This is a genomic window from Oceanobacillus neutriphilus, assembly GCF_014645515.1.
Classification (GTDB): domain Bacteria; phylum Bacillota; class Bacilli; order Bacillales; family Amphibacillaceae; genus Oceanobacillus; species Oceanobacillus neutriphilus.
In genome coordinates this window covers 1-24,574 of sequence record NZ_BMLW01000014.1, presented here as the reverse complement: position 1 = coordinate 24,574, position 24,574 = coordinate 1, and the positions used below count along the sequence as shown (strand labels likewise).

Below are 24,574 nucleotides of genomic sequence, written 5' to 3'. Positions count from 1 at the left end.
GAACGATAACATTCTATATTATAAGTAAATAAAGCGGTGAAAGAAAGCCATAAATCTGAAATTACTAAGTTAGCCTGAAGTTTTTAAACACAGCAGAAGAAGCAGACAAAAAATCCTGATGTAATAAACACCAGGATTAATTTACAGACAGAACTATAAAAATAATTGCAATAAAAGGTATCGAGTTTGCTAAAGCTATCGTAAGAAATATCAGCGTTTGAATACGCTGTTTCATATCCTGTTCGACATTACCTGCAGGCGAACGCTGAGAGAAAACATAAAACATATTAAAAATAATTAAAATGACAATAATGGCAATAGGAACATAGGCGTCAGCCATTTCCTGCTGTTCTCCCTGCAGAAAAACAAAGCCGAGTATAACCAGGATGATAGGTAAAAATTCGACCAGAGCAACCTTCGTGAAAAAGCCCGACATATACTGCTGAACCTTTTCGGGCTCGGTCAGCATATTGTCCACGGTGGAACGAAATACACGAATTATCCCAAGCACAGCGATAACAGCTGCTAATACAAAAATATATAAATACACGCAGGAGCACCTCCTTCTCAAGAAACTGATTAATAATGAATGTACCATAACTTTATCCTCAATAAAAGCTTCCCTTTACCTATTTTAGTCTGGAAAGAAGCCCGCCATGAAAGTTTCCCGAAGAATAATGGGATAAATCATTGCGCAATCTAGGAAGAGTCTTATATAATTTAAAGAAGCCGACAGGAAAAAATGTCGAAAAAAGAAATGTTATGGAAATGGAATAGGAAGCTTACCCAGTTCTCTTTACTGCGGTCAGCTGAATAGAAGCTGGATGCAAGTGAATTGTAAGATTTAGGAGAATACTATGTTTAACTATGTAGATTTAGCAATAGCCTTTTTAATTTCTGCCATTACGACTTTACTGGCGACGTACCCGGTAAAGAAGCTGGCGGTGAAAATAGGGGCAATGGATAAACCGAATTACCGGAAAATACATCAAAAAGTAACACCGAGATTAGGTGGATTAGCCATTTTTATCGGTGCTTTATTTGGTATGATTTATTTGCAGCCAAGACATATTTATATAGATGAAATTCTGATTGGCTCGATTATCATTCTGATTACGGGTGCACTTGATGATAAATACACCATACGGCCTCTCGTAAAATTATCGGGGCAAATCATTGCTGCAAGCCTGCTTATTTATGCCGGTCTGGTAATTGAACGGATTACAATCCCGCTTATGGGAGTCGTTGAGCTGGGCTTTTTAGGTCCTGTACTTACCTTCTTCTGGATTATTGGGATTACCAATGCCATTAATTTAATCGATGGATTAGACGGCCTGGCTACTGGAGTAACAACCATTGCGATGATCAGCATCTTTGCAATGGCGCTTGTCGATTATCAAGTGCTGGTTGCTTACTTATGTATTACCTTTATTGGGGCAAATATCGGCTTTTTATATCATAATTTTTATCCTGCCAAGATATATATGGGGGATACCGGCTCGAATCTCCTGGGGTATGTCGTGGCAATTATTTCGATCTTAGGTCTGTTTAAAAACATTACCTTCTTCAGTTTTATTATTCCAGTAGTAATCCTGGCCGTGCCTATCTTTGATACACTGGTTGCGATGATTCGCCGCATGTATAATAAAGAAAGCATCATGGCGGCAGATCGCCGTCATATTCACTACCAATTAATTGATGCCGGCTACAGCCATCGAAAAGCAGTTGTGATTATTTATCTGTTCAGTGCATTATTTGGGGTAATAGGTATTCTCTTCTCAGAAGCGGATTTAACAATTTCTCTTTTATTTACAGCTATAATGATTGTTCTATTACATATTTTTGCAGAGCTGGCCGGGCTTGTTATGGGAGGGAAAAGGCCGGTAGTAACGATGCTCCGCCGGGTGAAGACGTTTATATTTAAACCGTTTAAAAAAAGAAAGAAATCAAAAAAAAGCAGTGATTGAGGTCGCTGCTTTTTGTGGTTTAAACAATCAAAGGGCTGGAAAATGAAAGTCCCTCATCTCGTTTATTTTATCTTCCTCTAACTTATTCTATGCCTTTTAAACGCATTTAAGGCTGTTGTCGCTGTAGCCTGTGCTTCCTGATGTAATTGCTTGACCTGCTGCTGTCTAAGCGCAGGATGCTTCTCTTTGGCATCCAATAGCTCCTGCACCTGTTCTAACAAGGTTTCTGCAGTCCAGTTAAGCTGATCAACATGCCCGATAACAGACTGATCAAACTGCTTCGTAAGCGCATTAATTTTGGGGTCGTAGGATAAGGCGACAAAAGGTGTCAGACTCATTGCCGCAAAAATAAGAGCATGAAGACGCATGCCGATAAGTACATCCGCCTGATGAATAGAAGCCATTTTTTCTGTGAAGGAAGAAGTAACCGGGAGAATATTGCTTGGAGCCTGCATTGCCTGCTGAATTTCAAGAGAGGCTGCATAATCATGCTGTCCATGCATCGGCAGAAATTCAATAGTATAGCCCTGCTTGTGGAGGCCATCTAAACAGATAGCCAATTGCTTTTTATAGGCATGATGATCCAGCCAGGCACGTACAGCAACACAAATAATATTAGCGGACTTTTTTTCGGGAAAGGTAGTCTGCAGTCCAAGGACAGGATCTGGTACAACCTGAATAGCCTCTTTTACCCCAATCATCTGTAAAAATATTTTAGAGTCATTATCCCTGACGGATATATATTGCGAACGATTAAATAGATAAGAAACCAGACGCTTGCTGGATAATCTCCGTAATGGACCGATGCCTTGAGCATAGATACATACAGGAACCTTATGGAATCGGGCAAGCTGAATAACACCGGCATAGTACAGCAGTGAACGGCTGCTGGTAACATCCTGAAATAAGGAACCGCCGCCGCTGATTAACCCATCTGTCTCTCGCATAACCTGATTAATTTCTGCAAAGCGGTGCCGATTTACACTTTTAACCTGGAATGTTTTTTCGGTTTGATGAGGATGGTTTGATAAAACAGTGATTTCAATGCTTGGATTCTCCCGGCGCAAGGCTGCAATAATACTATGTAAGATTGCTTCATCGCCGGCATTATCAAAACCGTAATAACCGGATAAAATAACGTGCATCGTCACATCCTCCTTTTGGAATTTTAATGTTTATCTCCTTATTTTGCCCAGTATTTACGTCCCCATACCACAAGAAACAGAAGCAGATAACCAAAGATAACTCCAAATCCAACCCCATAAACAGACCGCAATAGCGAAACAAAGAGCGGGGAATGGAAATGGGTAAATGTGTTAATCATCGATAAGAACCCAATCGAACCAATGACAAGCAAACATCTCCCGATAATTGGCGACCGCGGAAGAAAGTAAAGACCGATAATCATTGCCGGGTAACCAATCAGGAACTCTTTCGTACGCGGACGAACATATAATATTTCTTCTAAAGCATGACGAATGGTAATTTCCCAAGGGCTTACCAGACTGCTGTTTCCTGTCCGGATAATATAATAGGCAAAAACCAGCAGGAGACCAAAGCACACAATTACATGCCAGACACGAACTACCTTATTGAAAATGTTCTGTAAGGAATGGCGATTTTGTTTTGTCAGGTAATACCCAAATAAAGCAAGGAATACAAGGAACGGCGGGACAATATGCAATAGCTTAATCCCACGAAACAGCTCCACTCCCGATATAAATTCATTGCCATTTAACAGCCCGATAATCAGCAGAATGCCAATCATGGTTATTCCCAACGCCTGTAAAAAAGAGAGCCAGACAGCTGCTCCTTTTTCGGTAGACTTCCACATTCCTGCTCTTGAATTTGCACTGATTAACACGGCGCAGACTGCAGTTAACACAGCAATCAGCCAGGCAAACAGCTTTAAAAGGATTAAATAATCCGTTATCAGCCAGGCAGCACCTGTGATAAACAGCAGGGAAACTACAGCTATGCGAATGATTTTAAAAGGAAGTAAGCTTAGCAACCCGTAACCAAAAAGAACACCTGCCAAAAGAAGCAGGGGATGGATCCAATTTGCTGCAGCAATCGTTTGAAAAGGCTGGGCATCTCCATGGATAAAATGAGCAGGCATTTGCTGCTGAAGTGTTTCTATAAAAGGAACCCCATCTGCTGCTCTTTCTGGAGCAGCAGTAACAAGAATCGAACGGATATTTCTTTCCTTGATTGCCCGGACAGCCTGCTGTACACTATCTTCCAACGAGTTTTCACCAAGTGTGATACCATGCAGCCGAATAAATTGATAGTTTGTTTCTTTTGCCAATCCGGGCAAGCCGGCGAGGGCAGTAAATTCCTGCTGATAAAAAGAAAGGCCGTTCTTTTGCAGAATATCACGAGTAGCTTGCATATCCTCCTCGACAGGATAACCGGTAACTTCCCCCGAGGAGAATAAAACACCCTGAAGGGAAGGGTGTCTATAGTTATGTAAGAGTGTACTTGATTCATGGCTGTTTTGATTAGGCAGGCTAAATACATAGTCCATATCCGCCTTATGCAGCATTTGAATAGAATATGGATCATAGCCAATATTTTCTTCCAGGGCGCCCCGATCGGTGAAATAATAAAATCGTTCTCCGCCAATAATCCGGTAATCTAAATAAAAATGCTGCGCCAAAAGATTTTCATAGGAAGACTGGCGGGGGATTGTCACATAGATTCCTTTTTCTACATAGCTATCCTTATATTCCGGAGAAAAACGCAATGCCTCTGTAAGCTCCGCATCAGAATAAATACTTAACAGCTGATTCTCTTCCATCCGCGCCAGTGTTAAAAAATCCAGCTGTACTTTTTCAAGCCCGGCTGCTTTGAATTCTTGAAGTACTTCATCATCTGGACGATTTTCTGCTTCAGCAATGGCTCTTAAATCTTCAAGCGGCATCATAATCTCATATATGCGATTAGCAGACTCCACTTCCGCCCGATTGAAAATCCCCGGCAGGCTGATAATAAGTAAAAGCACAACCAGACTAAATATATAAAATGGCTTTTTCATGAAACATAAACTCCTTCTTGCTACTTGCTTTGCTTGCCGGACTTTCGCCAGAAAAACAAAAATGCAATGATAGTAATGATTAAAAATATCCCGACAGCCAGGGAATAGAGGAACGCTTCTATCCGGCTATTTACACCGATTTTCCAAATGGACATTGGTAAGCGAAGGATAAATCCTAAACAGAGAGAAACAACTAGTATAATCCGCAATGAAACTGGAAATAAAGGCACATTCAGATGACGTTTTAATAAGAAGAAATTGAAAATGACTAATAAACCATAACTAAATAATGTCATACTGGCAGCAGCCATCAAACCATACATAGGCAGAAAGATCAGATTGCCAATTACCTTGCTGACGATTGCTATACAAACGAACCCGGCTGCCTGCTTTTCATAACCAAGCGCCTGCAAAACAGCTGTACTAAGCATTGCCAGCGCTAAAAAGCCACCACTGAAAATTAGGATAACAATAACGGAATTTCCACTCGTATTGGTGAATAATGTTATATTCAGAGGTGTAATAAGCAATGCAGAAATAATAACCACAGGCCAGGCCGTTAATTGCACAATAAATATGATTTTAGAAACCGTTTGTTGCACCGTCACTAAATCTCCAGCTGCCCGCAAGCGGGAAAGATGCGGAATAAGCGGTGTAACAAGAGAAGCAGCAATCATCGTAATAACCTGGACGAAGACAATACCGCGACTGTACACTCCAAAGGCATAGGGTACTTTGTCAGCCGGGATACCAAATTGCTGTAATCCATATGGGATGGTTAAGGAATCAACTACAGGCATTAGGGAGAAGCTAACCGATCCAAATGCAATGGGAATAGCCAGACTTAAAAGAGAGGTACTATCTGCTTTTAATTGTGCCCAGTTTACTGTTTTCCAAGACGAAGCGGGCAGAGGCTGCCTTCGATAAGCAAATAATAAGTAAATCAGGGAAATACCTGCTCCAAGAAAAGAACCAATCATCATCCAGCCGGCAATCTCCGGATAGCTGAAATCAATCCCTACAAGAATATAAACAACCAAAAGCATGATTCCTACCCGGAATATTTGCTCGATAATTTGTGAGATAGCTGTTTGGTGCATCATTTCAAAGCCTTGGAAATATCCGCGATATACAGCCATATAAGGAGCAATAATCAATGTAGCAGAGACCATTACTAATGCAAAACGAGTCTGTTCGCCACCCAAAAGAGAAGATAAGGGAGAAGCAAACAGCCAGATAGCCAGAAAGCAGCTGATACCAAATAGAACAGCCAGCAGGCGGGCCGTATGAAATATAGAAGAAATGGATGTATTATCACTGCTGTACATCCGCTTCTCAGAAATCAATTTAGAAACAGCAATCGGAATTCCTGCAACAGACAGTGTTAATGTCAGCATATAAATTGGATAAACGATACTGAAGATACCAAGTAATTCATCCCCCGCAATATTTTGCATTGGAATACGGAACAGGCTGCCAATCAATTTTGACAGTGCGGAGGCAACCGTAAGAAATAAAGCTCCTTTGAATAGTGGATGCATCGGCAAAGCTCCTTTTTAAGCGATTGGGGGAAGGGAATTTCTTTAATCATGCTTATATAAATATGCTTTGATGTTAGTCTATCCAGAAATGTGTATTTTAGAAGAGGGATATTGAAAAATTCTAGCGTGTATGGGTTTCTCAATAAAATGCAATAATAGTAAAAGTGATGAGAGAGTAAAGAGAAGAAGAGTTAAAGGGGGAAACCCATTTTTGAAAAACAAAAAAAACATATACGCAAAAGTGCGCATATGTTTAAACAGGAATTTTTCCTTTTTCTTCCGTTCCAGTAAGATACATTGCTAAATCATTGCTGGAATGTCCTTGTGAATATTCATTATAAGCCTGATTAAAACGGCGAATTTCTTCATAATCAAAAGCGTCTTCCTGAACCACCCGGATAATTTCATTGGTTGAACTGACAACCGGACCGGGAACTTCTTGTTCATAATCCTGAATTAAGCCGCTCTCGATTTTATATTCTTCCAAATCATAGGCAAAGAAAATCATTGGCTTTTCCAAAATCGCATATTCAAATGGAATGGAAGAATAATCGCTGATTAATAAATCTGTAATCAGCAGTAATTCATTCGTCTCTTTATAATCGGATACGTCATAAACAAAGTCTTCATACAGTTCATAGTTAAAAGACGCAGAAACAGCTGGATGAAGCTTAATAAATAGCACGTAATCATCAGAAAGCTCCTGGTTCATACGATGTAAATCAAGCTCCAAATCATAGCTTTCTAAGGAATTGTTGCGAAACGTCGGCGTATATAGAATAATTTTGCGATCTCTGATACTGGGAAACTGTTTCTTTATATCATTATACACCTGCTCACGACGTTTTTGATCAAATAATAAATCAGAACGTGGAATCCCAGTCCGGATAATTTGTTGATCTGACAAACCAAAGCTCTGCTTAAATGAATCTGCCATTTTCTCGGAACCGACTACTGAGTAATCAAAGTGAGAATATACTTTTTTAAACCGGTTCATCGCCCGATTACTGCGTAATTCATTAGTTGGATCCTCTAAACCAAATCGTTTTAAAGCCCCGGCTGCATGCCATAGCTGAATACAGGCCGTTCCGCTCCGGAAATTTGTGGATGCCAGGAATCCTTGATACGTATCTAGCAGAATCGTTTTCGCCGTTGCTAAATGATAGATTGATTTCAAGAAATGAATGGGATGCTTTAGCGTAAATGGGATAACCTTTGCCTCCAAATCGCCAAAATCATATCGACAGGAAGAGTCTTTTAAAATATAAATCTCTTCATTCGACAAATTTCGCAATGAAGAAACAGTGAAGGAAATATTATCCCCAAAAGAAGCGACGGCAACCGTCTTGTTCTTTTGGGGAAACCATTTACCTATTTCGAAGAGGATGCGAAAAGCAAATAAATATGCTGTAATCGCAAGCTCTCTAGCCATTTTCACTTAATTTTAAATCCTTTTTTATTTTTGTTGTTGAAATACCAACTGTGCGGGGTAAATAAACGACTTCACAATAATCTTTTAAAAAGTCAAATTTACCTTCCCAGTCATCGCCCATTACGAAAACATCAACATCATGCTTTTGCACATCTTCGATTTTCTGCTCCCATGTTTCTTCAGCGATTACTTCATCTACATATCGAATTGCTTCTAAAATTGCTTTTCGCTGTTCAAACGAGTAATAAGCTTTCTTTCCTTTAATTGCATTAAATTCATCAGCTGAAATTGCCACAATCAAATAATCTCCAAGTTCCTTTGCACGTCGTAGTATATTGATATGTCCTGTATGAAGTAAATCAAATGTTCCGTACGTAATTACTTTCTTCATAAGAGTACATAACCTCCAATTAATTATTTGGAATCTATTATAACATAATTTATAGATTGCACTATAAATATAAAGCAGTAAACGACAATCACATGTGTTTTGAGATCTTATTACCTATGAATATAGTAAAAAAAAAGAATGGAAATGGGAAGTGGTATTTATTTCTAATAGTAATTGAAATAAGCAATTTCAGTTATAAATGGTTGTAATTAAATAAAATTCTTTATACTAAGGTATAATATTAAATGAATCATAACAATTAATTCAGTTTTTAAATGCTTACTAAAAACAAATCTTTAGACCTATTTATCTTAGGAGAGTGAACGGAGCAATTAACAATTGGATAACAATTATCAAATTACGACATTTTTTTATTACAATTATGTAATAATAGAGTGTAAAATAATATTATTGACATTTAAATAAAAGTAGTGTTTGGATTAAAATAAAGTAAGTATGCAAATGAGTATTAATAATTAATTTCTTATAAAGATGTATAAGGAAGTTGGGGGTACGAGAAGTGGAAGAAAAGATTAGACTGATCTCTTTACAAGAAGAACATATTGTATTTGAGAAGCCAAGGAATCTAACCGTTAATGAAATTTATCTTTTAAATGAAAAAAATAATAAAGTTGATATAGAATTTAAATCTGGCTTAGATGAAATTACAATAAAGAATCCAGCTAAAAGATTAAGGGAAGAGGACGTTTATTTATTATATATAAATGATGAAAAAGCAGGTGGCTCAGACACAATTGTTGCAGGATCCAATCATTTAATTATAGAAAGCAATTTAATCGCTATAACATTCAAAGGGAAAATGGAAAATATATCTTCGCTGGATAATAAACATATATTAGAAGGCGATATGCCAATACAAAAGGTGATGTTTCAAGATGAAAATATATTATTAACTATACCCGATGAAACTATTACTAACGTAAATGTCCTTGGGTTTTTAGTTGTGAATGAAGAAACAGAAGAAATCAGGAGACTTCATTTTTCATATGTAAATGATACATTCTCAGTTAATTTATCCGAGTCCTTTACGCAAGGATTTTGGAAAATGAAGATTGTATACAAATATAAGCAATTATATTTAATGGATACAATTGTTCAAGGAAACCCAAATTATTTTAATAAATTATCTTTCATTGGATATGTTGGAGAGAGCTTAGAGCAACATACTGGTGCCTATTTTAAAGGAAATCAATTAACGATTTGCTCTCTTCAAATTGAAGATTTCTTCAAGGAAATTCCAATTAAAGAAAGAAAAGATATATTGATTGACCAAGTTTTAGTAAATGATGCGGCTGAAAAAAGTATAGAATTGCACGTCGTTGATGAACAACTTGTATTAAGTAAATTCAAAGAAATTATGCTTGTTTCCAGGAAAAATAAAAAGCGTATAAGAATTCCATCTATAAAACACACAGATGGTAAGATTGTTATTCCATTAACTCCTGAAAATTTAGATGAAGTTAACAACAATCGGTGGGATCTGGAAGGCCTTTTTATTAATGGTGAAAAATCAATAGCTGGAAGGCTGCAAGTTATAAGAGAAGATAATGAAAAAATGATTTACTTAAATTATTCTATTGAAGATTATACAATGATGGTTTATACGACAATGAATAATTATATTGCTATTTTAAAATCTTCTGGATCGGCTGTATTTAAAGAGAAATATAAAATGAAAACAAAAATGAAGGATATTTCTAAAAAAGATAAATCCGGCTTTACTCTTACTGTTCAAGTAAAGAAAGATGAAAGAGTAGACATTAAGAATATTCTTTTAAAGCTGCGTTCGCAGGATACAATGAAATTTATTGCAACTGAAGATACGGAAATAGAGTTATTACAAAATCAAAATTATACCGTTCAAGGATCATTTCAAATGAATTGGGATAAAGACTTTTTCCCGCTATATTGGGATGTTTTTGTTACAGCAGTAGATGAGGAAGGCAATGAAGAGCGCATTAAAGTAATCGGCGCAACGAATAAATTAAAGAGGCAAATAAATAAAGACTACTTCACGAATGCAATTTATACAGAAAATAAAATTCTTTATCCGTACGTAACCCTGAAAAAAGATATCGCATTTATGATGCGTGATAAAGAATACTACGAGAATAAAGGAGCGAAACTAAAAGAAAAATTAGCCTATTTGACATACTTAATAATGAAGCCATTTTATTATAGAAAGAAAGAAATCTGGATTGGATTCGAGAAATTCTCATCCACAGCTCAGGATAATGGCTATGCTTTTTTCCAATATGTAGATAAGAATAAACTGCATGATAATTTCTATTTTATTTTGGATAAACATTCATCTGACTATGAAGAAGTACGAAAAGAAAGTAACAAAGTTGTTCCATTCATGTCATTTAAATATTTATTACTTTTATATGCAAGTGACTTATTAGTGTCTTCAGAGAATAAACGTCATGTATATAATTTACGTGTCCGTTCAGGAATTGTGCCGAAAAAAATTGATAGTAAAAAAAGTGTTTTCTTACAGCACGGTGTAACAGCACTGAAGCAATCAAATGTTTTCAAAAAGGCAAAAGGAAGAGGAAACTTCAGCTTAGTTATTGCAACTTCTGATTTAGAGGAAGAAATAATCCATCAGAATTGGAAATATGAGTTAAATGAAATTGCTGTAACCGGGTTTTCCAGGTGGGATAAGTTATTTGATAAATCACAGAAAATAGAACGAAGAAAAATCTTTGTAATGCCTACTTGGAGAACGTGGATGGAAGATATGCCGAAAGAAGATTTCAAGAGAACGGATTACTATGATAACTATGTTAATTTCCTGAATTCCAAGGAATTAGAAGTGATTTTAGAGAAACACAATTTAGAACTGGTCTTCTTTTTACATCCAAAATTCAAGCAATATATTTCTGAATTTCAATTAGACAGTGACCACATTTCTTTAAAAGAATTTCAAAACATTAAAGTGAATGAGGAAATTATGGAAGCCTCGTTGATGATTAGTGATTATTCATCCGTTACATGGGATATGTTCTACATGAAGAAACCGGTATTGTTTTATCAGTTTGACTATGAAAAATATGAAGCGTATGAAGGTAGTTATATTGATATGGAAACAGAGTTATTTGGTGAACGTGCTTTGAGCAAGAATGAACTAGTTCAATTAGTAAAAGAGTATGCAGAAAATGGATTTGAATTAAAGCCACATTATGAAAAATTACACGGAGAGTATTTTAAATATGTAGATCATAATAATTCACAAAGAATATTTGATGTTATTAAAAGCTTAAAGTAGGGTGAAAAAAATGAATTATGTTGAGATAGAATTTCAAAACGGGATTAATAAATTTGTGATGCCACGGCAAACAGCTGAACAAATTGAATTTATACAAATTGGTGATAAAAGTATCCACTTCGTCAAACATGCACTGGATGAAGCTAATACAGAAATCTTGATTGTACTTAATGAAGTTTTCCCGACAGATGTCTTTTATGACTTGCAGTTTATTGATAAAGAAAATCAAAATATTGTTTTATACTCGCCAATGGAAGGCGTTATTCCTTTCTTTGGTGAAGTTCAAGGTATTTTAAAGGTTGAAAATAAAAAAATAAAAATGAAATTCCTGCATTTAAATGCCTTATTTAATCAAGTAAAACGTGCACCTATTTTACAAATAGAAAACCTTTTTACATCTGATGGAAAAAGATTGAAGAAGGATGCGATAAAGGATAGCTCTAATTTGTTAGCAATTGCTACTCAAAGAAATACTTCAATTGACCATGTTGTTCCCTTACATTTTGAAAAAGATGAAATTATTCTTTCAAGTGAGTATTTAACCGGGTTATTTGACATTGCAATAATTATTCTAAAAAATGAACATGCTTTTCGTATATCAGAAAGTACCAACAATAAAGAAAAGTATGTATCGTCAATAAAACAACAAACAAAGTATTTAGGCGATTTTAGTGATAAAGTGAAATACGAAGGTGCTGAAGATAATGAATTAATATTTAACACCAGTTCTGTATTTGATATTCAAAGAGCATTTTTGTTAACAGATAATATATTTGAAGAGTTGCAGTGGGATGATAAAGCAGAAACAATAACTGTAAGCAACAAAATTTCAGGCAATATTAGATTAGCCTACTTATTATTGCTTTCTACGGAGGAAGGTTTCTATACCAAAAATTTAAAAGATGAAATTTCACAAGAGCAATCTAACGTACCGGCTTATGTTGATTTGACAAGATATAACTTTGATAAAAGTCATTTGAAAAATGTTACACTTTTATCTGTCAAGGATATACGAATTTCAGGTACATCGTTACGTTTTTCTTTAAATGACGATTATCATAACGATAGTATTAGTGAGGCACCATTCTTATTAGTAAAACAAAGGAATAATGGAAAGATACATTATATACATGGCGAAAGGGAGTCCAATTGTTTTTATTTCAACTTTTATTATTTGTTAGATACATTAGGGACTAAAAATGGTACAAGATGGGACTTTTATTTAATAAATAATCCTAAAAGTACAATCAGTTATCAGCTTGGAAAATTTGAAGAGTCGCTTATAGAAAGACCTGAAAGATTTTTTGAGCCTTTCAAACAGAATTTCGAAAATGATTCCACGTATAAACAAAGAACAAGAATTTATATTACAGTAAACAACGAGCTGGCGATGGTGAGGAACAATCTTTCTAATTTAATAAAAGAAGAATTTAAATTGAAAGCTCAAGTTATTGGATTTAAGATGAAGAAAAATATGGTTGATTTGCAAATTAGTGTAATGTCCCCTTTTATTAAAGATTTACAATTAAATTCACTGCATCTTATTCAAAGGAATAAAGATAGTCTAGACCAAAGAAGCTTTTCTATTACAGAATTAGATACGTTTAATGGGAAAACAGTTGTTAGTAGTACCATCAATTTGAAAGAGTCTAATTTGTATCCACTTTATTGGGATTTATATATTGGTATCATTCGTAATGAAGAAAAATATTATGTGAAAATAAATTCAGTCGCACAAAAAATTGCATGGGATATTAATCAGACAATATCCAAATATCAATATCAAATAAATAATACGGACATTATATACCCATATATAACACTATCTAATGATCTTTCGTTTACGTACCGTGAAAAAGAGTTTTTTGAGAATAGATATTACTTGTTGAAAGAAAATTTAGCTTATTTATATGTTCAGCTTTTTTATAAACATTATGCTAAGAGAAATATCTGGTTAGCTTTTGAAAAGCTGGCTATTTCCGCTCATGATAGTGGATATTATTTCTTTGATTATGTGTATAAAAATCAAAAACATGATGAGTTTTATTATATTATTCAAAAAAACTCTCCAGAAATGAAGAATCTTGCTGATAAAAAAGATAAAGTCATTTACTTTATGTCATTTAAATATTTTGTTTATATGTTTGCATCTAAGTTATTAGTTTCATCAGATACAAAGCGAAATAGTTATAATCTAAAATTAAAGAAGAGTAAGCTTGCTAAAGCATTAACAAACAAAAAACTTGTTTATCTTCAGCATGGAGTAAATGGTTTAAAAAGGGTTCCAGACTTTCATAAGAGTAGAGATGTTTTTGATTTAGTTATTGCACCATCAGAATTTGAAAAGCAAATGATAGTTAATGATTGGGGTTACGATGAATCGGAAGTCGCTGCTACAGGTTTGGCAAGATGGGATGGTTTAGTTGATAGAACAGAGGAAATACCATATAAACAAATTTTCTTAATGCCAACATGGAGAACCTGGATGGACGGTATGGAAAAAGATAAGTTTAAGGAAAGTGAATACTTTAAAAAGTATAATGAATTTCTTTCTTCAGAGAAACTCCATGCATTACTGGAAGAACATAATGTGAAAATTAAATTCTTTTTACATCCTAAGTTCCGAAATTATATTGATCTTTTTGACAGCAAATCACCAAATATAGAAAAATTCGGTTTTTTGGAAGTTCCAATGGATGAAATGATTATGAAAAGTTCCCTGATGATTTCAGACTATTCCAGTGTTATTTGGGAAATGTTCTATTTGAAAAAGCCATGTGTATTCTTCCACTTTGATAAAGATAAATATTTAGAATACGAAGGAGCCTATATGGATTTTGATACAGATTTATTTGGAGATGTTGCATACGAGACTTCAGATTTAATCAGTATCGTTGAAAATTATATTCAAAATGGATTTGAAGAAAAGAATGAATTTGCAGAAATGAGAAATGAATACTTTACTTTTATGGACAACCATAATTCTGAACGAATTTATGAAGTTATTGAAGAAAATAAAGATTGGTTAATCAGTGATTCACTAAAAATACCAAAGTTTAAATTAAGCCACCTTATGCCTTATAGTATGAGAAGGAAAATATTAGACATCAAGAATAGCATTTTAAAATAAGGTTAATTTTAATGCGTTTATCAAAGTTTTTAAATTGATATAATTATTTAATAAAAGTCGTGGGGGGGGGAATTTAAGTAACTACTAACAGAACAAAGTAGTTACTTAAGGAATCTATGTCAAGAAATTGGACACTAGAAATGAAGAATTTCTCCAAACCGCTATCAATGCAGTCTCATTTGGGATAATGATTGTAAATATGTCTTTAACATCTGGCAAAGTTAGAGTGTGCTCTATTTTAGGCAAATAAGGTTAAATCAATTGTAAAACCACAAATTCTATATCATTGATATGCGATGCAGTTCGATAAAATACGCATGGTCCACACACATGCACATTTTATCGGTTTGTGGTTTTGTTAGGTTCCCTTGAATCGAATTATTTGGAAATGACTGCTTTTTTGTTCATTTTTCCGTGAAGAAGCTTTAAAAATAGATAGTTTAGTATAAGGACATTCGGGATTTGAGAGAGGGTAGCTGTTTAAAAAGTTTAAGCTCCACAGAAATGTATTGATACTATGCAGAGAAAATGCTTCACGTTTTAGGTGTTTCCCAAATTGATTATTATCACTTCCATACTTTCTTTAGTGAGTAAACTTACTATGAAGAGAAATCGTATGAAGTAACTTACGTTTATAGAGAGTACTAGATTATTGACCTTTTTTCGATTGGTTAGTTAAAGCGGTATATTAAATTAGAACACTACTTACATGTATTGGTTATTGGATATAGGCTGCTTTGTAAAAATTAGTTTATATTCAGCTACGTGTTTTGAAAAGCTTATAATAGTAATCAGTGGGGACTATTTGTTTGAATTCAATATTTTTCAAGATAAGCAAAGCTGCTTGTAGTTGAGTTTCAATTATTTAGCGAAAATTACAAAGAATTATTTTGCTACACAGTTAATCTTAGTACTTGTAGCGTAAGTTATTACTAATCAAGAAAATAATATAGGGGTTTAATACTTAATAAAAAAAGATGATTTATGACTATTTTCATGGTATAGTGAATAAAAAAATGATTAAATTATGATATTTTTTTATTACAAATATAGAGTTAAGTGTAGAATAGAATTAATGCTTTAAAGTGTCGTATTGTTCTAGCAAAAGTCAAATGTTTTTTGCAAATTTGAGTGGATATTTGCATATTACTTCAGCAAAAATTGAAGTAATATGCAAATTTATTTATCATTTTCCGGAAAAATTTTGTGACGGTAGAGCGTTAAACCTTGATGGGTATGAATTTGTAGTTAAAGAAGAAATGGAAACACCTCTTTCACAAGATTGATAATCTATCATGCTTATTTCTTTACACAAAGCCATGATTCAGAGTTTTTCATGCATTTGTGAATATTAAATACCATGCTAATTGGGGAAATGGAATAATACGAAAAATTATTTTGACGTTTATATTATTAATAATGTTTATTTAATTCTTGATAGAATATGTATAAGTATTTTGGAGGTAGGGGAAGTGAAAGAACAAATTAAATTACTATCAATACAAGAGGATAACATTGTATTTGAGAAACCACGAAATTTGTTAATTGAGAATATTTATCTTATGAATGATAAAAACGAAAAAGTGGCTATTAAAGTTAAAGAGGAATCAGATGAATCGACTGACGAACTGAACATTGAAAATCCAAGTAGTCAATTATCTAATGATATTGATTACTATATATATATAAATGAGAAAGAAGTAAGCAGCACTGAATATTTAATTATTGGAGTGGAGAATCTAATAATTGAACAAAATTCAACCTCTATTTGTTTCCGAAAAAAAGTAAATAATACTAAATTATTTTTCGAAAGAAGACAAATACCGGAGTTAGAGGTAGAGAAAGTGAAAGAAAAACAAATTAAATTACTCTCAATACAAAAGGATATCATTGTATTTGAGAAACCACGAAATTTGTTAATTGAGAATATTTATCTTATGAATGACAAAAATGAAAAAGTAGCTATTAAGATGAAAAAGGAATCAGATGAATTGATTAATAAAGTGTCCATTGAAAATCCAAGTGATCAATTAACGAATCCAAGTGGTTATATTTTATACATAAATGATAAAAAAATAGGCAATGAAGAATATTTAATTCTTGGAGCAGAGGGCTTAATAATTGAACAAAATTCAACCTCTATTTGTTTTCGCAAAAAAGTAGAGGATATTGCTTTACTTGATTCAAATCATTTGTTACAAGATGACATACCAATAAAAAAGGTATATTTTCAAGACGGCAACCTCCTTTTAGAATTTCCTAACCAAACAGTTTCTTCTACTAATACGTTTGGTTTTTTTGCAGTGAATAAGGAAACAAAAGAGATAAGGAGTTTAAGTTTTTACTATCTAAATAATAGCTTTTTTGTGAGTTTAGCTGAAAACTTTGATCAAGGGCTCTGGAATATAAATATTCTGCACCAATTTAATCAGTATTTTCTATTAGATACAATTGTACAAGGAGATGCCAATTATATAAATAAACCATATTTTATTGGCTATGTCGGGGAAAATGAGGGAAGTCATATAGGAGCTTATTTTAAATCGAATCATTTGATTATTGCTAATCTTTTTAGAGAAGAGTTTGTTGAGAACATTCCAGTCAATATAAAAATGTCTATTTTGATAGACGATGTTCAAGTATATGAAGAAAATAAAAAAAGTTTAGAATTGAGGATTGCAAATAAAAATCTTGCTTTATCCAGCAAGTTAGCTAATGTTGTTTTTGTTTCTCGGAGAAGTAAAGAACGTATTGTCATCCCTTTTATAAAAAAATCGAATGATGTGATTCAAATTCTGCTGACTACTGAAGCTCTTGAACAAGTAAAAAATGGTCGTTGGGATTTGGAAATGGTATTTGTTAGTGAAAACAATTGTATTGCTGGACGATTGCGAAACAAGAGAAAAACTGATGGTAAGTTGGTTTTCGTAGACGATCATATTGATGACTACGAGATTATGGTTTATACGACAAAATATAACAACTTTTCTGTTTTGAAGGCTCCAAGCTCAGCTGTATTTATAGATAAACATAAAATAAAAACGAAATTAATTGATATAACAAAAAATAAAAAAAGGGGTTACAAGCTAGCTTTACAAGTACAGAAGAATGGAATGATAGAAATTCAAAAGATTGTTTTAAAGCTGCGTTCTGACGATACTATGAAATTGATTGTTACAGAAGATACCCAAGTAGAAGCTTTGAATAATAATAATTATATAGTTAATGGTTCTTTCCGTATGGATTGGGATAAAGATTTTCATCCATTATATTGGGACATCTTTATACAAGTTGTAAACAATAAAGGAATTGAAGAATTAATAAGAGTAACAGGTGTAACAAATAATTTAAGAAAGAAAGTAAATAAAGATTATTTGAAAAATGCTATTTATACTGATAATAAAATTCTTTATCCATATATAACATTAAAAAAAGATATTGCATTTATGATGCGGGACAAAGAAGGATATGAAAATATGGGTACGAGAATAAAAGAGAAGTTTGCTTTTCTAACTTATCTTTTATTAAACCCTTTTTATTATAGAAAAAAAGATATTTGGTTAGGTTTTGAAAAATTTTCTTCCACAGCTCAAGATAATGGTTATGCATTCTTTCAATATATAGATAAAAATAAACTGCATGATAATTTTTATTATATTTTAAGAAAGGATTCATCAGACTATGAAAAAGCGAGTAAAGAAAGTAAAAAGATTGTTCCCTTCATGTCTTTTAAATATTTCTTGTTGATTTTTGCGAGTGACTTATTTGTTACATCAGAAAGTAAACGACATGTTTATAATTTAAGAGTGCGTTCTGGTCTTGTAGCAAAAAAAGTTGAAAGTAAAAAAAGTGTTTTCTTACAGCATGGTGTGACAGCCTTAAAAAAATCAAATGTATTTAAAAAAGCAAAAGGCAGAGGAAACTTCAATTTAGTTATTGCTACCTCAGATATGGAGAAAGAGATTATTCATCAGAATTGGAAATATGAATTAAATGAGATAGCAGTTACTGGATTTTCAAGATGGGACAAATTAAAAGATAAATCAAAAGATAGAGAGCGTAAGAAGATTTTTGTAATGCCTACTTGGAGAACGTGGATGGAAGGTATGCCAATAGATGAATTTAAACAAACGGATTATTATCATAATTATCAAGGTTTCTTAAACTCTAAGGAATTAGAGGCTACATTAAATAAACATAATTTAGAATTGGTGTTTTTTTTGCATCCTAAATTTAAAGAATACTTTTCAGCATTTGAATTTACTAATGAAGCTGTTCAAATAAAAGAATTTCAAAATATAAAAGTAAATGAAGAAATAATGGAAGCATCTTTAATGATAAGTGATTATTCGTCGGTTACATGGGACATGTTTTATATAAAAAAACCAATTATATTTTTCCAGTTTGATTTCGAAAAATATAATGAATATGAAGGCAGCTATATTAATATGGAAAAAGAGCTGTTTGGAGATCGAGCATTAAATATGGAAGGTCTAATAAAATTAATCAATGATTATGCAGCTAAAGAGTTTAGATTAGGAACAAAATACCAGCGCCTCCATGATACGTATTTTAAATATATAAATCATAAGAATGCTGAAAGAACATATGAAGCAATAAAAAGATTAAAGTTGGGTGAAAAATGAATTATATTGAATTTGATGTGCATAGTAGACAATATACTTTTATATTGCTAAGTGAGCAAAAAGTAGAAGTAAAGTATATTCAAATTGGTAATAAAAATGTAGAATTTATAAGAGAAGAATTAGGAGATAAAAGACAGGGTTTTACATTAGATATCCAACAGAAATTTCCTATAGGTATTTCTTTTGAAGTAACTCTTTCAAATAAAGAAGAAATCCCATATGAAATAACCAATCAAGGTATGATTCCTCTATTTGGAAGAATGCCTGGTGTCCTCTTTTTTGAAAATCAAAGAATGTATGTCAAATTTCTCTTCGTAAATGATGTTTTAGAGGGGTTTAATCAGCTGCCAATTATTAAGGATGTGAACGTAGAGTTAAATACAACTGAATCCTACACTGCTATTATATTCAAAGATATAAAATTGGATAGTTGGGAAAATATATTTGCTGTTGCAAGTCAAAGTGAAAGCAATATAAAGCAAGTAGTTCCTGCTCATTTAACGGATAATGAATTAATAATTGCAAATATGTATACAAGCGGATTGTTTAATATAAATTTGATTTTTACAAAAGGGAAACATATATTTCGAGTAAGTTTCTCTAATGATGATTATTTACCTTTGATCGAGCAGACGCAAACCATTCTTAAAAATAATGATTATCAAGTGACATTAAATTACTTTGACAATGAAAAAAAAATAAAATTGCAATTAAATTCATCGAAATCAATAGATTGGGTCACGCTGCTATCAAATAATATGTATATCCAAGGAGATTATAATACAGAATTGAGAGAGTTTAGTTTTACACATTTCGCATCTTTTAGAAATGTGAAAGATCTCTATCTTTTTATCGCAAGAGGAAATCAATATTATTACGAAGATTTAAAAGAAGTATTGGAGGAATCTGGTCGGCCTTTGCAATATATAGATAATACACTCTATAATTTTAATTTAGGCTATATAAAAAACAGTGAGGAACTTAGTATTCATAATATAAGTGTAGACGGATCTAACTTGAATTTTGAAATACAAGAAAAAGATATAAACTATATTGCTAATATAAATCCTTTCTTACTATTGAAATTAAGAAAAGGTAAGCAGATTAAATATGTAAAGGGGGAGCGGGATAATCAGAAATTCGCTTTTGATTTCACATATTTATTAGAAGAACTTGAAAGCTTTGGCGCTACAAGATGGGATTTTTATTTAGTTAATGATTATAAAAAACAGCACAGTTATCACCTTGGTGATTTTGAAGAAACGATTTTAGAAAAGCCTAAGCGCTTCTTTAAACTATTTAAACAAAATTTTTTGAACAACTCTACTTTCAAACACCATTCTAGAATTTATATTACGATAAATAATGAATTGGCAATGGTTAAGAATACTATATCGAATCTGATTAAAGAAGAATTTAAGCTCAAGATCAAGGTGACAGATTTTTATATGAAAAAAAATGTCATTGAAATGAATATCTCTGTTAACTCACCTTATACTGATTTTTATCAACTAGGTTCATTTTATTTAATACAAAGAAATAAAGATAAGATAGACAAAAGAAAATTCGAAATACAGACTATCAAAAGCGATAATGGTAAAACAATCGTTAAAACAAGGATAGATTTAAGTGGCTTAGAATTTACTCCAATTTATTGGGATCCATATATAAGCATTATTTCAGATAACAAAGAGTACTATGTTCGAATTAATGCAATTAATAAGAGCCTAGCATGGGATATTAATGAAACAATTACAAAATACCAATATAATATGGCAGAAAATGATATATTTTATCCTTATATCACCTTGGGGAATAACATTTCATTTACTTATAGAGAAAAAGAGTACTTTGAGAACAGATATTATTTGTTCAAGGAGAATCTCGCTTATTTGATTGTGAAATCATTTCCTAAGTATTTTGAGAAAAGAAGAATTTGGTTAGCTTTTGAGAAATTAGCAATGTCGGCTCATGATAGCGGCTACTATTTCTTTGATTATATGTATAAAAATAAAAAACATGATGAATTTTATTATATTATTCATAAAGACTCTCCAGAGTTAAAGAACTTAGAAGATAAAAAAGATAAAGTTGTCTATTTTATGACATTCAGGTATTTTATATATATGTTTGCAGCAGAGCTGTTGCTTTCGTCTGATACAAAAAGGAATTCATATAATTTGAAACAAAAAAAGAGTAAATTAGCAAAAACGCTTACTGATAAGAAACTTGTTTATCTTCAACACGGTGTAAATGGCTTGAAAACTGTAAGAGATTTCCATAAAGATCGTGAAGTATTTGATTTAGTTATTGCGCCTTCAGAATTTGAAAAACAGATGATTATAAATGACTGGAATTATGATAAATCTGAAGTAGAGGCAACTGGATTAGCCAGATGGGATGGTTTAAGAGATAAGACGAAAGAAATTGACTATAAACAAATATTTTTAATGCCAACGTGGAGAACATGGATGGACGGTATGAATAAAGAGGAGTTCAAACAAAGTGAATACTTTATAAAATATAACCAATTTCTTTCCTCAGAAAAACTTCATAAAATGCTTGAAGAAAATAATATTAAATTGAAATTTTTCATGCATCCTAAATTCCGTGATTACGTTGATTTATTTGAAATATACTCGCCAAATATTGAGAAATTTGGTTTTCTTGAAGCGCCGATAGATGAAATGATTATGAAAAGTTCATTGATGATTTCAGATTATTCCAGTGTTATTTGGGAAATGTTTTATCTTAAGAAACCGTGTGTATTTTTCCAGTTTGATAAGGTTAAGTACCTTGAATACGAAGGTGCTTATATGGATTTAGATAATGATTTATTTGGTGATGTAACTTATAATACAGATAATTTGCTAAAAGTTCTTGGATATTATGTAGAAAACGGGTTTCAAGAAAAAGAAAAATTTGCCAAATTACGAAATGAGTATTTCACATATATGGATAATAATAATTCTGTAAGAATTTACCAGTCCATAAAAGAAAATGAAGATTGGCTCGTAAAACCTTTAAAATTACCAAAGTTTAAATTAAGCCATTTGATACCATTTAGAATTAGAAAAAAGTTACTTGATATAAAAAATCGAATTGTAAATTAATCAAAAGGAAATAAATTATAAAAAATAAATCCGAGCTAACCTCTGTCTTATTTTGAAAAAAGAGGCATAGCTTGGTTTTATTTGTGAAATAGTATTAAAAGCAAAATTATTTCTAAATTTAATTTGTCGATTTTAAATATATAATTGTCATTAACTGTTCTTTTTTGAGTAAAAGTGTAAAAATAATCTTTTCTATTATGAAAGGATTCAGTATAATGAATCTTAGATTTAGTTGGAATTGAAAAGAATTAAAACAAACGGGAGGGGAAAAATACCTGAAATAATTTAATAAGGTATATAATTATGAAAAAGTTTTTTTATTTATTAAGTATTATACTTTTGTTGTTAAGTTCCTTGTTTCCACATTTAACATTTGCTGAGAGTAACACTAATAGTAATGAACCAAAGATAACAGAGGAAGAGGCAGCAGATGAAACGGTAGAAGCACAAGAGCAAGATCAAATGGAAGAACTAGATGAAGCTGAACTAATTGAAGAAGAACTAAATGAAGAGAAGGTTTTGGAAGATAGTTCTGCTGAAGATAAAGATGTTGATAATAAATCTTCTGGATCAAATGAACCAGAGAAAATAGAAGATGAAAAAGATAAGGACTCTGAAAGTAAAGAAAGAGATTCTGAAGAGGGTATTGAAGTAGATGATATAGAAGAGTCAGAAGCTGAAGAGGAAGAAAAGAAATTAAATACTCTTATGGAACAATCAATTACAGGAGAACAAAGCGTTAGCAAATTAGGACACTTAAAGCAGAATGCTGAAATTTTTAAAGAGTTAGGAAAACCAAATTCAAAAATAAATAGTACTAATTATACAAATGCAGTTTATTACATAAAGAAACAAGCTACAGTTAATGGAGAAAAATACTATTTAATTAGTACACAACCAAGTAGCTCCAAAGGAATAATTGGCTGGGTAAAGAGTTCACAAATGGATGTTCACGAGCATGTCGGAGTTGACAGTAAAAAGAAAGAAATGCTTGTTACTGGAGACGGCAAAGCCTTCTCAAAGGCATGGGGAGGAAATAAAGATCTTGTTTATAATCTATCATCCTATAAAGGACAAACATTTACTGTTAATAAAACAGAGCGTGTAGGGAATAATATATGGTATCGAGGAAAATTGAATGGGGAACAAGTATTTATCCATGAATCTTATGTCAATGAGGTGGAAGAAAAGGAAACTAGTAAACTGGGCCATTTGAAAAGTAATACGGAAATATATAAACAACTGGGTAATCCAAATTCAAAAATAGATAATTCCAGTTACTTAAATGCAGTTTACTATATCAAAAAAGAAGCTGAGATAGGGAAAGAAATATATTATTTAATTAGTACAGAAGCAAGCAGCACCAGTGGGACAATAGGCTGGGTGAAAAGTTCGCAAATGGATGTTCACGAGCATGTCGGAGTTGACAGTAAAAAGAAAGAAATGCTTGTTACTGGAGACGGCAAAGCCTTCTCAAAGGCATGGGGAGGAAATAAAGATCTTGTTTATAATCTATCATCCTATAAAGGGCAAACATTTACTGTTAATAAAACAGAGCGTGTAGGGAATAATATATGGTATCGAGGGCAACTAGGTGGAAAAGAAGTATTTATCCATGAATCTTATGTCAATGAGGTGGAAGAAAAGGAAACTAGTAAACTGGGCCATTTGAAAAGTAATACGGAAATATATAAACAACTGGGTAATCCAAATTCAAAAATAGATAATTCCAGTTACTTAAATGCAGTTTACTATATTAAAAAAGCAGCTGTCATAGGTAAAGAAACATATTATTTAATTAGTACAGAAGCGAGCAGTACCAACGGGACAATAGGCTGGGTAAAAAGTTCGCAGATAAATATACACGATCATACAGGTGTAGATAAAGAGACAAAAGTGTTTACGGTTAAAGGAGAAGGTCAAGCATATACAAAAGCATGGGGAGGTTCCAAAGACCGTGTATATAATCTCTCAAATTATAAAGACCAAGTATTTATAGTAAACAAGACGGAGCGTGTAGGGAAC

At 32.7% G+C, this 24,574-nt stretch carries 12 protein-coding genes; 6 read left to right on the top strand and 6 right to left on the bottom strand.

The features are described from left to right. Window positions 1–136: 136 nt before the first annotated feature. A complete protein-coding gene (locus tag IEX29_RS20685) occupies window positions 137–550 on the bottom strand; it encodes a hypothetical protein (RefSeq protein ID WP_188736834.1) in 414 nt (137 codons plus the stop codon). Between the two features lie 307 nt (window positions 551–857). Between IEX29_RS20685 and IEX29_RS20680 the strand changes: the two genes are divergently transcribed. Further along, the gene (locus tag IEX29_RS20680; protein ID WP_188736832.1) at window positions 858–1,967 is read left to right on the top strand and encodes a glycosyltransferase family 4 protein; all 1,110 of its coding nucleotides are present in this window, start codon (window positions 858–860) and stop codon (window positions 1,965–1,967) included. Window positions 1,968–2,044: 77 nt separating this feature from the next. On the opposite strand, the gene csaB is transcribed toward IEX29_RS20680, so the two are convergent. The 5 genes from csaB to tagD all read right to left on the bottom strand — a co-directional run bounded on the left by csaB (window position 2,045) and on the right by tagD (window position 8,368). Next, the gene (csaB, locus tag IEX29_RS20675) at window positions 2,045–3,112 is read right to left on the bottom strand and encodes a polysaccharide pyruvyl transferase CsaB (protein WP_188736831.1); all 1,068 of its coding nucleotides are present in this window, start codon (window positions 3,110–3,112) and stop codon (window positions 2,045–2,047) included. 38 nt (window positions 3,113–3,150) lie between these two features. Continuing rightward, the gene (locus tag IEX29_RS20670; RefSeq protein WP_188736829.1) at window positions 3,151–5,004 is read right to left on the bottom strand and encodes a DUF5693 family protein; all 1,854 of its coding nucleotides are present in this window, start codon (window positions 5,002–5,004) and stop codon (window positions 3,151–3,153) included. A gap of 20 nt (window positions 5,005–5,024) precedes the next feature. Continuing rightward, the gene (locus IEX29_RS20665) at window positions 5,025–6,545 is read right to left on the bottom strand and encodes a putative polysaccharide biosynthesis protein (RefSeq protein WP_188736826.1); all 1,521 of its coding nucleotides are present in this window, start codon (window positions 6,543–6,545) and stop codon (window positions 5,025–5,027) included. 253 nt (window positions 6,546–6,798) lie between these two features. Continuing rightward, window positions 6,799–7,977: a CDP-glycerol glycerophosphotransferase family protein gene (locus IEX29_RS20660; RefSeq protein ID WP_188737048.1), complete on the bottom strand. Its 1,179-nt coding sequence runs from the start codon at window positions 7,975–7,977 to the stop codon at window positions 6,799–6,801. After that, on the bottom strand, window positions 7,970–8,368 hold the full coding sequence (tagD, locus tag IEX29_RS20655) for a glycerol-3-phosphate cytidylyltransferase (RefSeq protein WP_188736824.1): 399 nt from the start codon (window positions 8,366–8,368) through the stop codon (window positions 7,970–7,972). The genes IEX29_RS20660 and tagD overlap by 8 nt, the downstream gene beginning before the upstream one ends. 520 nt (window positions 8,369–8,888) lie before the next feature. Here tagD and IEX29_RS20650 point away from each other — a divergent pair. The 5 genes from IEX29_RS20650 to IEX29_RS20630 form a co-directional block, all read left to right on the top strand. After that, a complete protein-coding gene (locus IEX29_RS20650) occupies window positions 8,889–11,660 on the top strand; it encodes a CDP-glycerol glycerophosphotransferase family protein (protein WP_188736808.1) in 2,772 nt (923 codons plus the stop codon). 10 nt (window positions 11,661–11,670) lie between these two features. Next, on the top strand, window positions 11,671–14,790 hold the full coding sequence (locus IEX29_RS20645; protein WP_188736806.1) for a CDP-glycerol glycerophosphotransferase family protein: 3,120 nt from the start codon (window positions 11,671–11,673) through the stop codon (window positions 14,788–14,790). A 1,472-nt stretch (window positions 14,791–16,262) separates the two neighbouring features. Then, window positions 16,263–19,436 carry a CDP-glycerol glycerophosphotransferase family protein gene (locus tag IEX29_RS20640; RefSeq protein WP_188736804.1) on the top strand — a complete coding sequence of 1,058 codons (3,174 nt, stop codon included), beginning with the start codon at window positions 16,263–16,265 and terminating at the stop codon, window positions 19,434–19,436. Further along, window positions 19,433–22,549, top strand: coding sequence for a CDP-glycerol glycerophosphotransferase family protein (locus tag IEX29_RS20635; protein WP_188736802.1), 3,117 nt, complete (start codon window positions 19,433–19,435; stop codon window positions 22,547–22,549). Before IEX29_RS20640 ends, IEX29_RS20635 begins: the two co-directional genes overlap by 4 nt. Window positions 22,550–22,852: 303 nt before the next feature. Continuing rightward, a partial coding sequence (locus tag IEX29_RS20630; protein ID WP_188736800.1) for a GW dipeptide domain-containing protein occupies window positions 22,853–24,574 on the top strand: 1,722 nt, incomplete at its 3' end.